Origin of the sequence: Pseudoalteromonas sp. 19-MNA-CIBAN-0066 (assembly GCF_040308705.1) — a bacterium.
GTDB classification, from domain to species: domain Bacteria; phylum Pseudomonadota; class Gammaproteobacteria; order Enterobacterales; family Alteromonadaceae; genus Pseudoalteromonas; species Pseudoalteromonas nigrifaciens.
Genome location: NZ_JBEONZ010000016.1, coordinates 11,103 through 23,698, shown reverse-complemented (window position 1 = coordinate 23,698; position 12,596 = coordinate 11,103). Strand labels below are relative to the sequence as shown.

General features: G+C 38.3%; 9 protein-coding genes, 2 tRNA genes and 1 pseudogene. 9 read left to right on the top strand and 3 right to left on the bottom strand.

Annotated elements, in window-relative coordinates; translation table 11 throughout:
- Positions 1-227: 227 nt before the first annotated feature.
- Positions 228-1,022 (top strand): YggN family protein, encoded by a 795-nt coding sequence (locus AAEZ18_RS10695; RefSeq protein ID WP_089367535.1) that lies wholly within the window; start codon positions 228-230, stop codon positions 1,020-1,022.
- 121 nt (positions 1,023-1,143) lie between these two features.
- On the opposite strand, the gene AAEZ18_RS10690 is transcribed toward AAEZ18_RS10695, so the two are convergent.
- A complete protein-coding gene (locus tag AAEZ18_RS10690) occupies positions 1,144-2,589 on the bottom strand; it encodes an aminotransferase-like domain-containing protein (RefSeq protein WP_225740906.1) in 1,446 nt (481 codons plus the stop codon).
- A gap of 101 nt (positions 2,590-2,690) precedes the next feature.
- Between AAEZ18_RS10690 and AAEZ18_RS10685 the strand changes: the two genes are divergently transcribed.
- The 5 genes from AAEZ18_RS10685 to AAEZ18_RS10665 all read left to right on the top strand — a co-directional run bounded on the left by AAEZ18_RS10685 (position 2,691) and on the right by AAEZ18_RS10665 (position 5,569).
- A complete protein-coding gene (locus AAEZ18_RS10685; RefSeq protein ID WP_350551251.1) occupies positions 2,691-3,620 on the top strand; it encodes a DMT family transporter in 930 nt (309 codons plus the stop codon).
- Positions 3,621-4,173: 553 nt separating this feature from the next.
- Complete coding sequence (locus AAEZ18_RS10680) at positions 4,174-4,314, top strand: hypothetical protein (RefSeq protein ID WP_167376929.1); 141 nt, start codon at positions 4,174-4,176, stop codon at positions 4,312-4,314.
- Between the two features lie 219 nt (positions 4,315-4,533).
- A tRNA-Ser gene (locus AAEZ18_RS10675) sits at positions 4,534-4,624 on the top strand.
- Between the two features lie 57 nt (positions 4,625-4,681).
- Positions 4,682-4,774: transfer RNA gene (locus AAEZ18_RS10670), tRNA-Ser, on the top strand.
- Positions 4,775-5,080: 306 nt separating this feature from the next.
- The gene (locus tag AAEZ18_RS10665) at positions 5,081-5,569 is read left to right on the top strand and encodes an RNA-binding protein (RefSeq protein ID WP_089367534.1); all 489 of its coding nucleotides are present in this window, start codon (positions 5,081-5,083) and stop codon (positions 5,567-5,569) included.
- Here AAEZ18_RS10665 and AAEZ18_RS10660 read toward each other — a convergent pair.
- Both AAEZ18_RS10660 and AAEZ18_RS10655 read right to left on the bottom strand, forming a co-directional pair.
- Entirely contained in the window at positions 5,553-6,677 is a 1,125-nt protein-coding gene (locus AAEZ18_RS10660; protein ID WP_089367533.1) for an aminotransferase class V-fold PLP-dependent enzyme, read from the bottom strand. The genes AAEZ18_RS10665 and AAEZ18_RS10660 overlap by 17 nt on opposite strands.
- A 1-nt stretch (position 6,678) precedes the next feature.
- Complete coding sequence (locus tag AAEZ18_RS10655; RefSeq protein ID WP_089367532.1) at positions 6,679-7,848, bottom strand: PrnB family protein; 1,170 nt, start codon at positions 7,846-7,848, stop codon at positions 6,679-6,681.
- 137 nt (positions 7,849-7,985) lie between these two features.
- Here AAEZ18_RS10655 and AAEZ18_RS10650 point away from each other — a divergent pair, with 137 nt between their 5' ends.
- The 3 genes and pseudogenes from AAEZ18_RS10650 (at position 7,986) to lip1 (ending at position 12,594) form a co-directional block, all read left to right on the top strand.
- Positions 7,986-8,441: an Lrp/AsnC family transcriptional regulator gene (locus tag AAEZ18_RS10650; protein ID WP_011326781.1), complete on the top strand. Its 456-nt coding sequence runs from the start codon at positions 7,986-7,988 to the stop codon at positions 8,439-8,441.
- A gap of 74 nt (positions 8,442-8,515) precedes the next feature.
- A pseudogene (locus tag AAEZ18_RS10645) lies at positions 8,516-11,234 on the top strand (ATP-binding protein).
- On the top strand, positions 11,224-12,594 hold the full coding sequence (lip1, locus tag AAEZ18_RS10640) for a lipase Lip1 (RefSeq protein WP_011326779.1): 1,371 nt from the start codon (positions 11,224-11,226) through the stop codon (positions 12,592-12,594). The pseudogene AAEZ18_RS10645 and the gene lip1 overlap by 11 nt, the downstream one beginning before the upstream one ends.
- Positions 12,595-12,596 lie beyond the last annotated feature (2 nt).

Here is a 12,596-nt window from a genome sequence, read left to right as displayed (position 1 = left end):
CGCTAAATTCGCTTTATGGAAAGTGAGAGTTTTTTATCGTATCGATAAATAAAATTAATTACTGCTCTAGCTTTAGCCAATTTGACTAAAAAATAGTTTTTTTATAATAAACCTTTGCTATAGACAATACTAAAAATAAAACCAACCTATTGTTTAATATAATAAAAAAACATTGGCACTAAACTTGTTATTACTTATTTATCATCAATAAAAAACTGAGAATAAATATGAAAAAATTACTATTAATGAGCACTTTAATATGTGCACCTGCCGTTGTGGCACATAATGATAACGATTCAACAGTGTCATTTAATAATGAGCAATGTAATGTAGAATTTAAAAATGATGTACGTATTAAGCCTGACGAACTAGAGATTTTTACCGCCAATAAGCAAACTATGCAATTTAATACCAATGGCAATTTAACCATTAATGGTGAATCGGTAGCGCTTAATCATTCCCAGCAAAAGGCGCTAACTCAATATTCAGATAGTTTACGCACGCAATTACCCGAAGTAGCAAATATAGCCTTAGAAGGCGTTAAAATTGCAGGTGTTGCACTGCAAGAAGTTGCTAATGCTTTTAATATTGATGGCCTCGATAATATCTCATCGTTAATGGACGACATTAAACTTGAAGTACAAAATACTTTTTATCAACAAGATACCTTTGTTATGGGCCAGCAAAGCTTTAACCAATTTGGTGAAAACTTTGAGCAGCAGTTTGAACAACAAATAGAGACCGCTGTTGAGTCTGCTGTAATGCAATCTATGGGGAGTATTTTAGTTGCTTTAGGTTCTGAATTACTTGGCTCAGGAGGCGACATGCAAGCCTTTGAACAACGTATGGAAAATATGGGTACGCAAATAGAAGAAAAAGTAGAGCAGCATGCCGATGCGCTCGAAAAACGTGCCAATGCCTTATGCGAAAATTTTGCCAATATAGCTAAACAAGAAGAACAGCTAGTAGTACAAGTACCTGAACTTAAAGGTTACCAATTATTTAGCTTTAAACAAAACTAGTTTACAAACTTCACTTAGGTAATTATTTAACATCCCTTTGCAGCCGTTACGCTTAACTTAACGGCTGTTTTTTATTGTGCCGAAAAACTTGTTACAAGCTGTTGATCCCCTTTAAATTAGGCTACTTTTTTGCTAGTAAGGTAAGTTTACCTAGTGTGACAATTGCTTGCTCTATTTGCTCACCCCACTGCACACCATAGCTTAGCCTTATACAGCTTTTGTATTTATTTGAAGCTGAAAATATCAACCCTGGAGTAATGCTTATACCTACCTCAAGCGCTAACGAAAATAGCTTTTGGCTATCATACTCGCAGCCTAAGTCTAACCAAATAACACAGCCACCTTGTGGATCGCTGATCCGTGTACCTTTTGGCATGGCTTGCTGTAAGCAACGTCGCATATGCTCTTTATTCGTACGTAAACGCTGCCTAAGTACTTTTAAATTACGATCGTATTCACCGCTAAAAACAAATTCTGATAACGTCCATTGATTAATTAGTGAGGTAGAACAACTCAATGCTCTTTTATAACGCCTAGCTTGCCCTGCAAATTTCCCCGCAATAAGCCAACCAACACGATAACTAGGGGCAGCCGTTTTAGAAAAAGACGAACAACTTAGCACCAAGCCTTTTTTGGAATACGCTATAGCAGGTGTACCTCGTTTGGGTGTAAAGTATAGGTCGCCATATACGTCATCTTCAATGAGCACTACGTTATGGCTTTCAACTAATTCCACCAGCTGTTCTCGATTTTTATCTGGCATAAAACTACCAACCGGATTACTAATAGCCGTAGAAAATAAGCACGCTTTAATATCGTGCTCATTAAGCGCCTGCGCTAAATCGTTTAGCCAAATACCATTATCTGGGCATAAAGGTATTTCAAGTGCTTTAAGGCCTAAACTTTCTATTAACTCTATAATTCCGTGATAGCAAGGGCTCTCTATGGCCACTACATCACCGGGCTTAGTTACGCATTTGAGTGCAATTGCCAGTGCTTCTTGCGCACCATTAGTGATCACCATTTCATCCATATTAATGCCAATGCCAAAGTCTAAATAGCGATGAATAAGTTGCTTTTTTAACGGTGCATAACCATCCAGTGGCCCGTAATTAATAGCGCTACTACCGGCAAGCGTCATTACTCGGCGCATATTTCTGGCTAAGGCTTTATCGGTTGGTGCTGCAGCAACCGGGTTAGCCACTCCAAAAGGCACCACATGGGCCTGATGAATGGCTGTGTATACCTGCTCAATCAGCGCCTGCTTGTTAACAATCACGGGCTCGCGGCTCAGCTTAACTCGTTTTGGTAAGCTGCTTGCCATGTTAACGGCTTTTAAAAAGTAGCCTGACTTTTCGCGTGCCTCTATAACCCCTTGATCCTCTAGCGCTTGATAGGCCTGCTTTACCGTAGGAATACTTATATTAAGGTTGCTAGCCATTTTACGTAAAGACGGCAGTTTTTCTGAGGGCAATAAAGCCTGTTGAGCACTCATATCCCTGATCAGTTGAATAACTTGCTGGTACAAAAACTCATGACCTTGATGGCTAACCGCTTTTAAAATCATTACACCCTCAATCTGTATAGGTTACATATTCCATTTTCTGTATATGGTAAGTATACAGATAAGCTTTAAAATAGCAGCTTAATCGACTTTGGAGAGCAGTATTGAAAAGTGCAGCGCTATATATAACAACTGTTTTAATTTGGGGCTCAACCTGGTTGGCCATAGAGTTTCAGCTAGGCGATATTGCTGTTGAACTATCGCTATTTTATCGTTTTGCAATCGCGGCATTATTAATGTGGTTATATGTGGCATACAAAAAACCTAAAATGCGATTTAATTTAGTCGATCATGGTTTTTTCGTATTATTGGCCCTGTTTAACTTTGGCCTAAATTACTTAATGCTTTACTGGGCACAAAATCACCTTAGCTCTGCAATGACCTCGATTGCTTTTTCAATGCTATTAGTAATGAATATAGTTAATACCCGATTATTTTTTGGCAAACCTATTTCAAAACGAATTTATTCCGGTGCTGTACTTGCCATTTTAGGTATCACCTGCTTGTTTTGGCCACAATTACAGCAACTCAACTTGAGTAACAGTGCATTCGTCGGGTTACTACTTGCTCTTGGAGGCACCTTTGTGGCTTCATTAGGAAACATGGTAAGTGTACGTAATTCACGCAAACAAATTGGTGTGTTACAAGGTAATGCTTGGGGCATGTTATACAGTGCCATTGGCTTAGCCTTATATGTATTTATAAGCGACGTGCAATTTAATTTCACTGCACCTACTAGCTATTGGCTGTCGTTATTGTACTTATCTATTTTTGGCACTGTAATCGCCTTTGCTTGTTACTTTGCACTGTTAAAAAATATTGGCCCCGAAAAAGCCAGCTATGTCATCGTACTGTTTCCTTTAGTTGCGGTAACACTAAGCAGCTTTTATGAAGGCTTTGAATGGCATGCAAATACCTTTGCAGGGTTTAGCTTAGTACTACTTGGTAACGCCATAGTGCTTACCCCAACAAAACGAATTAATGCCTTTTTAGCAAACAGAGCGGTTGCTAGAAGAGGCTCTGTCCCCAGTTAGACGCGTTATTAACGCAACTAACGCAAAAGCGCCTACTGTAAAGTAGGCGCTTTTTTATTGGTTAATATAAAAACAGCTGCCAAGTGTTCGTTATAACTCCTAGTAATACTAACTTTATTAAAAACACCATTTTGCTAAAAAGCTAAGTAATTCACCCATGCAATGCAAATATAAAGTGCATTACACAAACTTTTTTTAGAACTTTACTGGAATTTTTTTAACGCTCATAAAGTTAATTTTATAAACACTAATTAAACAGCATAAAAATCATTTAATTAAAATAATTTAATCTGAATAAATAACCAAAAAAGAATGCTTTTATCGCATTAAAAATAAAAACAAACACAGAGACCCCATAACAAAAGGGATTTAAAAACTAACGGCGTGAATAAAAATGCAAAAACACCCAAACCCACCAAGTGAACGGCAGGTTAATAAAATCCTTTCGGATTAAAATAACTAATGCTTCGAACTCAATTTTTATCGCTTTATTTTTAAACAATTAAGAGGCAGAATGCCCCTGTTTTCACCAACCACAACTCGGAGTTAAGTAATGAACCCAATTAACACATTAAATGAAACAGCTGCTACTCACATTGCCGTTAAACCAACAAATCGTAAAGCTAAAATGTTAGCAAAGCTTAATCGCTTCGGTAAAAGACTCGCTCTTGGTAGCACAGCTCAATATAAATAGTCACACAACCATGACTATTTATACGGTGCAGCAAGCACCCAACCACTAAATAAAGCTTCTTATTTAGCTCCCACTGCTTGCTGCAACCTATTTAATTTTACTAAAATTGTCTTTATTTCCCCTTATTTACAAAAAAAACCTCATTTTAGCCTAAATTTTAAGCAAACAGTCTTTTTGCTATTTACACATGCGTATGACCTAAGTATTATTCTGCGTCACGGAGAGATGGCAGAGTGGTCGAATGCACCGGTCTTGAAAACCGGCATAGGTTTGTAGCCTATCTAGGGTTCAAATCCCTATCTCTCCACCACATTTATATTGGTGGCTTTAATTTTTATTTCCATCAATAAAAAAACGGTTATGCGTTGGAGAGGTGTCCGAGTGGCCGAAGGAGCTCCCCTGCTAAGGGAGTATAGAGTTTGTAGCTCTATCGAGGGTTCGAATCCCTCCCTCTCCACCATACTTAATTTAAACCACTTAGTTGTGGTTTTTTTGTGCCTATAATTTAACACCAAGACTAAATTGGGAGGGTGAGATCCCTCGACAGGGTTCAACAAAATGTCGGGAACATTTTGGGCCGCTGCAAGCGTCGAGCAGCGATTGATTACATGGAGGTAAGCAAGTCTATCCCTCCCTCTCCACCATATTTAATTTAAACCACTTAGTTGTGGTTTTTTATGCCTATAATTTATAAAACTAAACAAATTGTACCAAACTATAACTTAGGGCATGATTAACTTAACTTTAAGCCAATTTAGGTTTAACTATGATCCGGGTTATATTGCTATCAATTTGCTTAACCGCGCCAACCTTTAGCTTGGCAGAAAACATTACTGTTTATAAATGCGTTATTAAAGGTGTTCCTACATTTAGCCAGCTGCCCTGTGCTCTAGATGCACAAGCCATTACGCTAAAAAATATTAATGTAACCACAGCCTATAGCAATACAACTGCTAGCAGTAAAATTACAGATACTTCTGTTGATGATTACTTAAAAACGCAGCAAATTAATCGTGATATAAAACGCTACCAACTGGCTATTAAACAATATCAGCAGCAATACACAGAAAAAAAACAGCAAATTGATTACATGACGCAAGATAAAGCCAATCGTTTAGGGGCTTCCTCTATTGCCAATGCGATTGCAACTAAAACATCAGCTCTTAAACAGTCATACGATGCTTTAATTGGGCAAGCACAGCAACAAATAGAGGCGTTAAATCAGCAAAAAGAGCAACTTAGTCAACAACCTTAATCGCTTTTTTTATAACCGCTATAAACTTATGTATTGCGTCGGCGCTATTATATATATGCGGTGAAACTCGTATACCAAGCTTTCTGGCATCCACACTAATCCCTGCACTATTAAGCTCATTCAATACATGTTGTTGCTGCATGTTAAAGTTTAAAATAGCAGTACCACTGCATTGATGCTGCAGCGTGGGCGACACAACATATTTACCCAACTGTTGCTGAATAAGCGCAAGCATTGCTAAATTATGCGACCTAACTTTATCAATTCCCAATGCGGCAAAATAGGCAATACTATTGGCTGCAATAATATAAGGTACAACTGAGGGAGTACCGCCCCAAAATTTAAGCGCTCCCTTGTTATAAATAAAATGATTTATATCAAACTCAAAGGGATTTTGATGAGAAAACCAGCCAACATCTTTAGGCTCACAAACAGCTATTTGCTGTGGGTTAACCCATAAGTAAGCAGCACCAGGGCCGCCACATAGCCATTTAACGCTAGAGCCAATCATAAAGTCAGCATTTAAGGCGGTTAAATCAAGCGGTATCACCCCTGCAGATTGCGCAACGTCAATGATTGATAAGCTATTCGTTTTTTTACTCAAAGCAACAATATCGTGTACAGGGGCTTGTACCCCTGTATTTGAATATACGTGACTGATAAAAACTAAATCTATGTTATCCGTTAAATAACGCTGCCAAACGGTAATATCGGTTAAGTTTTCATATTCAGGAATAAATGTTATTTGCGCGCATTTTGGCAAAGCTTTTTGCATCGCAAAGCCCATACTTGGAAAGTCGCTTTGCGTCATTAATACTTTGCAATTTTTTTGCTGTAATCGCGGATGCGACATTAACAATTTGGTTAAGCCGCTGGATAAGTTAACTTGTGGACAAAATTGCTCGCTAGGCGCATTAAATAACTGCCCTAATGCGGTATTAAATTGCTCGACTGCAGGTAACCATTGCTGCCAGGGTTCTTTATTTGACGATTCCCACGGCGAAAAATAATGAGCCGCTAAATGCTGCTGACTATTTTTCAGTGGACGCCCTACTGAGTGGCTTAATAAATAACAGCCTTCGGCCATACAAAAATCGTGTTGATTCATCTTATTTAATCCACTGTTTTAGCAAGTTTATATCGTCGTAACGTGTTTTTATATCGTCGCGTTTAGCGCTGGCACGTTTATCACGGAGTTTTTCTAACGAATCGAGCAAAACATGTAATGGTGGGCCACTGGCTGTTACTTTACTCATATGTTGCTGTTGCATTTGCTTTGACGGTTGCGCAATAAATTTTTCAACCAATTGATTATGATGACCGATTGCAGTGTCACCATGTAATTTACACACCTGAATAAATAGCTTTGCGTGGTATTTAAACCAGTCATTGTCTTTATATTGCTGCGCCTGTAAAAAGTCATCCATAAAGCTTTGCATGCGCATTGCTTCGCGCAATATTTGCTGATCTTCTGGCATCATATATAAAAACTTATCCACCAGCATTTGTGAATAACTTGGCTCGTTGGCATTACACAGCCCAAGTAGCATATCGATAACGTTTATGCCGGCAAAATCTCCCGCATTAGCACCTCTGTATATCTCATTGCCTACTCGATGCGGTTTATAATAAGGGCGCACACAATTAAAAAAGCGCTCTGTGTCTAACTGAGTATAAAGTGCATTATTCGATTCAATTACATCTATTAACGCTTGTTTTGCTACTTTTAATAGCTCGGCACAGGTGGGGTGCGAAATACCTAATGGTAATATTTTTAATAATGCATCGCTGGCGCGTTTATATGCCAAAATACCTTGGGTGTTGTAATCAATAAATAGTTTTTCGTCGGGTAAATTAGTAAAACGTTTATACGTGCCATTTAGCGCTTTATTGTGCGTGGTTAAATGGGCAGTCGCAAAGCGTGGCGTTACTCCAATAGAGGCACCTATATGCATTGCTAGTGCCGACGCTTCTACCAATGGCGATGTGGTCTCACGGCTTGGCTCGGTAATTTCATGACGACGACACGCCGCCATAAAAAGCCCTACATTACCGAGCAAATCAAACGCACTATCAAAACCTTCATCGGTATTTCCCTCCGCTAATAAATTACTTATTAATGCGTTACCTTCATCTTTTAATTGCTGTTTTAAAGGCTCTCCCAACCCCTCTACATTGGCTTTATCATCTTGTTGCCAGTAAAGTTGCTCAAGCTCGCTGTTTATCTGTGGGAAGGCGCTTCTTATCCATCGATCAAAAATGGCTGTATGGGTGCTCATTATTGTTTCCTGTTATTATAGTTATCACTAAATGCTAACAGAGTTTAATGAGGGTAAAACGCTAAAAAAATTAGTAATTATCAACATCATTAGCAATAATCACTACAAATATAAAAATAATTAATAAGAATCTATATATGCTCGATAAAAAAGATCAGCAATTGCTCATTGCCTTACAAGCCAACGCCAGAATGTCTGTTGCAGATCTTGCCAGTCATATTAGCCTCTCAGATACGCCCTGCCTTAGACGAATTAAAAAGCTAGAACAAGCTAGTATTATTACCGGCTACCACGCTGCTATTAACCCCAAGGCACTTAAACTAAACGTTTTGGTGTATGCATTTGTACGTTTAAATCAAAATTCGGCCAGTGCTGCCCGGCAATTTGAGCAACACGTAGAAAAGCTCACTCATGTGCTAGAGTGTTCGGTAATATCGGGAAGTTACGACTATTTACTAAAAATAATTGCGCATGATTTAGAAAGCTATGAGCAGTTTGTTAAGCATCAACTAGGGAGCTTAAGCTGTATCGCTAATATAGAATCAACCGTGGTGTTAAAGCAGTCTTTTAGCAAAAAACAATTACCATTATAAAAAATACCGCAAATAACTTACTGTTAGCTATACTGATATTTTAAATTGGGAATATTACTTGTACAGGGATTTATGTGAAAAATTTTAACTCCAAGTATTACTCTAGTGTTTTTTACATTATTTTTTCTTTAGCCTATTTTTTTGTAGGAGTAATACTTACCAAGCTAACCTTTAACTCGCAAATTATTCCGGTTTGGTTACCTGCTGGTATAGCCTTAGTTGGCTGCTTTGTGTGGTGGTGGCGATTTATTCCTGCGCTATTTTTAGCGGCTCTCGCATTTAATTTAAATTTTTTTGCTAATACAACTCATGAAATGGTATTGGTAGGAAATTCATTAAACGAGGCTATGTATATTGCCTTTGGGGTGGTATTGCAGGCCATGGTTGGGGCCGCAATATTAAAGTTTTGGTTAGGCCACCCTCTGCGCCTTAAAAAGCGCCAAAACATTATTTATTTTATTGTAGTTGTAGGTGTTTTAGTCAGTTTAATTTCGGCTAATTTTGGCGTGTTTGCACTAAGCCAATTTAATGCAATGTACAGTGCAGATAATCACTGGAAAAACACAACTTACTGGTGGTTAGGTGATATTTTAGGGGTGTTAATTGCCACTCCATTTTTACTTTCGTTATTACCAGAGAAGTCTGATAACTATAATATTTCGGTGCTACCGACACTTTCGGTATGTTGCATTTTATTTGTATCAGTAGCGGCCACCACACAATTATACGATAGTGAAAGCCGTATTAATTGCGATAAAAATTGCTGAGCGCGAAGTGCAAGTGATAGAAAACAGCCTGTACCGCTATACTAATCGCAGCATTATTGCTGTGCAAAGTTTAGCTAGCCAAGTTCAGTCATCGCCAACATTAAGCCAGCAAGACTTTAATCTATATGCCAACACCCTACTTGCTAAGCACTCATTTATAAAAGCTTTATCATGGAATGTAAAAATCCCATCTCATCAACGCCAAGCATTCTCTAAAGAAATTTCAAGCATTTATAACTTAAATTATGATGTTATTGGTGAACCTTTAGAGCCAAACGATCCACTCGTTATTGTAAAATATATAGCACCGCTTAATAGCAACCAAAAAGCAATTGGGTTTAATGTATATTCAAACCCAGATCGCAAAGCATCCTTACTCAACCCCGCAATAAAGTATCAGCCAGTGGGAACTAAAATAATTCAACTCGTACAAACTGAGCACTCTGATGCTGCTTACTTATTATTTGCGCCTGTATATTCTCAATCCAATGAAAAAGAAACCATTAAAGGCTATGCCACAGGCGTATTTTTAGTCCCTCAAATTATTAAGCAGGCCATTACTGAGCAGCAGTCTAAAATGTTTTCGATTGCTATTTATGAAGATATAAACAAACCCGCATTTTACAGTAACTCAAACAATCTTAATGTTGCACAAGGCAGTAAGCTAATATCGTTTAATGTCGATTTTGGCGGGCAACAATGGATCGTAAAACTGGCACTTAAAGATGCCTTTTTAGCTCAACATAATAATCAACTCACCTTACTGCTGCTGATACTTCAAGTAGTTGTATGCTCATTAATTTTATTGATTTTACTACTGTTTAATCAGCAGCAAATTGCACTTACTCGCCAAGTAGCAGAGCGTACTTATTCGTTAGCACAAGCAAAAAAGCAATCTGATTTGGCTAACCGGGCTAAGAGTCAATTTTTAGCTAATATGAGCCATGAAATACGCACGCCACTAAATGCTGTTATTGGCTTTTCTTCGCTTGCCCGTAAAGAAGACGACGCCAATACCCTAATTGATTATTTAGATAAAATAAATTCGTCATCTAAAAGCTTATTAAATTTGATAAACGATATTCTCGATATATCTAAAATTGAATCAAAACGGCTAGTGCTTGAACGTATTCCATTTGATTTAACCTCACTTATTCAGCGCATTAATACTATGTTTGAACAAAGTGCTGCAAGCAAAGCAATTGTGTGGAAAATAAATAGCAATATCCCTAAAGACACTTGGTTTGTTGGCGATCCAATGCGATTAGAGCAAATAATGCTTAATTTATGCAGTAACGCTATTAAATTTACTAACGCTGGCAGTGTTACTTTAAATGTAGATACGCAACTTATTGCGCCCAATAAAGCACAGCTAACAATTGCCGTTATTGATACCGGAATAGGTATAAAAGCAACTCAACATGAAAAGTTATTTAGTGCATTTACTCAAGCCGATAACTCTACTTCTCGGCAGTTTGGTGGCACCGGCCTTGGGTTAGCCATAGCCAAAGAGCTTAGTGTATTAATGAATGCAAATATAGCGCTACATAGCGAGCTTGATAAAGGCTCTACTTTTACATTTACATTAGAAATAGAGACGGTTAAAGCGCAAGAACCTCTTATAAAACCTACAGATAATACTAATATAGCCGCTTTAAAAATTTTAGTGGCCGAAGATAACCCGGTTAATCAAATGGTTATAAAAGCCATGCTTGGCTCACTAAAAATTGTGCCACAGGTTGTTGAAAATGGTGAGCTTGCAGTTAATATTATAAAAAAACAGCATTTTGACCTCGTGCTTATGGATTGCCAAATGCCAGTAATGGATGGCTATAGAGCAACGGCCCTAATCAGGCAATTTAAAACGGCTGAGGAACTGCCAATTGTTGCCTTAACTGCCGACGTTATGCCCGAAGACAAAGCACACGCTCAGGCGGTTGGTTTTAATCAACACCTTGCAAAACCGCTTGAACTAATTAAGCTAACCGAGTGTCTTGCTCAATATGCAGTGGTTTATGAACAATAATAGTGTGTTTTTAAAAATATTTTTAACTTGTATGCTTAGCTTTTTGCCTCACTTAGCTGTCGCTGAAAATTGTATTGCGCAGGCAAGCGATTTTGAATTTATTAAAAAGAGTAAACAGCAAGGCCTATTACGCTATACAAAGGATCACCACCAAGCGTATTTTGATTACCAAGCGCGTGCCCCATTTAATAGCTACCTCAATCATGCGTATCAGTATATTAGTGTAGCTAATCCTCGCGCTGCTATGCCATGCCCTGTATTTACTCAAACGTATCAGCAACTAGTTACTCAAGGCAGTCGTAAGCCTAACCCCACTATTGCCGACATTATTGCTCCTTTTGAGTTAAAACATTCACAAAGTAAAAAAGCGGTATTACTCGTGCACGGCCTTACCGACTCTCCTTTTACCTATCACGATTTAGCCCAAGTGTATTATCAGCAAGGTTATACCGTACGCACTATTTTGTTACCCGGCCACGGCAGTGCTGCTAGTGCGTTACAAGATGTAGACCTACAGCAATGGCAACAAGCTGTGCGTTACGCTATAGAGCGCACAACACAAGACTTTGATGAGGTTATTTTAGGGGGCTACTCTACGGGGGCCGCACTACTTATAGACTATGCAATCACGCAAGCGCTTTCATCAAAAATAACGGCGCTTATGTTATTTTCACCGGGCTCCGAGCCGCATAATAAACAAGGTTGGATAGCCAAGTGGCTTGATTTAATCCCATTTTTAAATTGGATAGATAAAGACGCCGATGTTGATTTTGCTAAGTATGAGTCGTTTCCACTCAATGCTGCAGCAGCCTCATATGATGCAATGTCATTGGTTAGCATTAAAAACTTAAGTAAGCGCCCTGCTTTGGCATTGCCTGTATTTAGCGTAATAAGCGATATTGACGCGACAATTGATAGCCATGCCACCCTTAAATTATTAAATGCACTACATAATACTAATTTAAGTCGCTATAAAAAACTCGATACCCTAGTGCTTTATGGTAGCAGCACTATTTTACCCCCAAATTTTGCAGCAGATTACAGAGTATTAAATCCGCAGTGTGCCAGCGAAGCATGTCTAAAAATCCATGGTATATCGCATATTGCCATTGTTAACTCACCACAAAATCCGCATTATGGTATTAGTGCCTCTTATCGTAATTGCGGCAGTTTTATTGGCGGCGAAAAGTTATATAAAACCTGTAAAACCACAAAAAGCCCGCAACTTGGAGAACGTACAGCTGCTAACTTAAAGCAATATCCCACCTTACAACGATTAACCTATAACCCCTTTTTTCCTGAGCTTAAAAAACAAATAAGCACCTTTATAAAAAACGTAGAACACGCACAAGGTAAGTAGTA

Excerpts from the sequence above, each read along its gene's own strand:
- AAEZ18_RS10695 (WP_089367535.1), top strand. The coding sequence starts at position 228 with ATGAAAAAATTACTATTAATGAGCACTTTAATATGTGCACCTGCCGTT.
- AAEZ18_RS10650 (WP_011326781.1), top strand. The coding sequence starts at position 7,986 with ATGCTCGATAAAAAAGATCAGCAATTGCTCATTGCCTTACAAGCCAAC.
- lip1 (WP_011326779.1), top strand. The coding sequence starts at position 11,224 with ATGAACAATAATAGTGTGTTTTTAAAAATATTTTTAACTTGTATGCTT.
- AAEZ18_RS10680 (WP_167376929.1), top strand. The coding sequence starts at position 4,174 with ATGAACCCAATTAACACATTAAATGAAACAGCTGCTACTCACATTGCC.
- AAEZ18_RS10660 (WP_089367533.1), bottom strand. The coding sequence starts at position 6,677 with ATGAATCAACACGATTTTTGTATGGCCGAAGGCTGTTATTTATTAAGC.
- AAEZ18_RS10655 (WP_089367532.1), bottom strand. The coding sequence starts at position 7,848 with ATGAGCACCCATACAGCCATTTTTGATCGATGGATAAGAAGCGCCTTC.
- AAEZ18_RS10665 (WP_089367534.1), top strand. The coding sequence starts at position 5,081 with ATGATCCGGGTTATATTGCTATCAATTTGCTTAACCGCGCCAACCTTT.
- AAEZ18_RS10690 (WP_225740906.1), bottom strand. The coding sequence starts at position 2,589 with ATGATTTTAAAAGCGGTTAGCCATCAAGGTCATGAGTTTTTGTACCAG.